We start from the raw sequence: 1,374 nt of genomic DNA on the forward strand, positions 1-1,374 counted from the left end.
GAGACTGTAAAGTGAACTGTGTCAACTCTAAAAAGTTAGAGTTAAAATAAGTAATTTAGTGATACTTAGGACACGATGAAAAATAAAGAACCATTCGATTTTGAGCGCTTCAAAAATGAAGCAATGGAAGGCCTGTATCAAGGCAAGAAGATGGGTGGCACCGATGGTGTTTTCGCCCCAATGTTAAAACATTTATTGGAATCCATGCTCGAAGGAGAGCTGGATAACCATCTCCAGGAGAGTAAGTCTACTGATGATCCCAACCGACGTAATGGAAGGACTAAAAAAAATGTCCGCAGTTTGCAGTCCGGAGAATTTGAACTGGAAAGCACGCGGGATCGCAACGGTACATTTGAACCGAAAATTGTCGCTAAACGCCAGTTAATCATTACGGAGGAGCTGGAAGACAACGTAATAGCGATGTACGCACGTGGAATGAGTACCCGCAATATTTCTGATTATGTGAAGGAGATGTATGCCATGGATATTTCTGCAACAGAGATTTCGAACATCACAGATAGGATTATTCCTGCAATGAATGAATGGCGGAACCGACCCTTGGAAGCGGTCTATCCCTTTGTATTTCTGGATTGTATGCATTATAAAGTACGCGAAAGTGGAGGAGTTGAATCTCGTGCAGTTTATAATATTCTGGGTGTTAACCGAGCCGGTAAAAAGGACTTAATAGGCGTATATCTTTCAGAAAATGAAGGTGCTAAATTCTGGCTCTCTGTTCTCACTGATTTAAAGCAGCGCGGTGTGGATGATATCCTGGTTGCATGCATAGATGGGCTAAAAGGCTTTCCTGAAGCGATAGCGGCAGTATTCCCTAAGACACAGGTTCAGCTATGCATCGTCCACCAAATTCGAACAAGCCTACGGTATGTGCCAGAGAAAGATAAAAAGGCTGTCGTTGCTGATCTAAAGCCGATTTATAAGGCCATCAATCAAGAACAGGGATATGAAAAGCTACTGGAGTTTGAAGATAAATGGGGTAAAAAATATCCGCTGTCAGTTAAGAGCTGGTTAGATAATTGGACGAATCTTTCTACCTATTTTGAATATTCTGCAGAAATCAGAAAGGTCATTTACACCACTAACGCCATTGAGGGAATGCATCGCCAAATCCGCAAAATAACTAAAACTAAGGGTGCCTTTACCTCAGATCAGTCACTGTTAAAGCTCGTATACTTAGCCTACAGGGACTTTTCTAAAAAGTGGACAATGCCGATGTGGAACTGGGGCTTGACAATGTCACAGCTGCACATTAAATTTGGGGAACGACTTAAAGCCTTCGGCGACTTCTTCCTAGGTGGAGGCTGATCGCCTCCACCTAGGAAGAAGTGGTGTTGACACAGTTCACTTTACACTCCC

The 1,374-nt window shown here is 42.7% G+C and carries 1 protein-coding gene; it reads left to right on the forward strand.

Annotated features, from left to right (window positions below):
* The first annotated feature begins 75 nt into the window (after positions 1-75).
* Positions 76-1,323, forward strand: a complete 1,248-nt coding sequence (locus tag FN831_RS27540; protein ID WP_142531426.1) for an IS256 family transposase — start codon at positions 76-78, stop codon at positions 1,321-1,323.
* Positions 1,324-1,374: the final 51 nt, after the last annotated feature.

It is taken from the genome of Pedobacter westerhofensis (assembly GCF_900182595.1).
GTDB lineage: Bacteria > Bacteroidota > Bacteroidia > Sphingobacteriales > Sphingobacteriaceae > Pedobacter > Pedobacter westerhofensis.

Coding starts and splice junctions, on each gene's coding strand:
- FN831_RS27540 (WP_142531426.1), top strand. CDS start 76: ATGAAAAATAAAGAACCATTCGATTTTGAGCGCTTCAAAAATGAAGCA.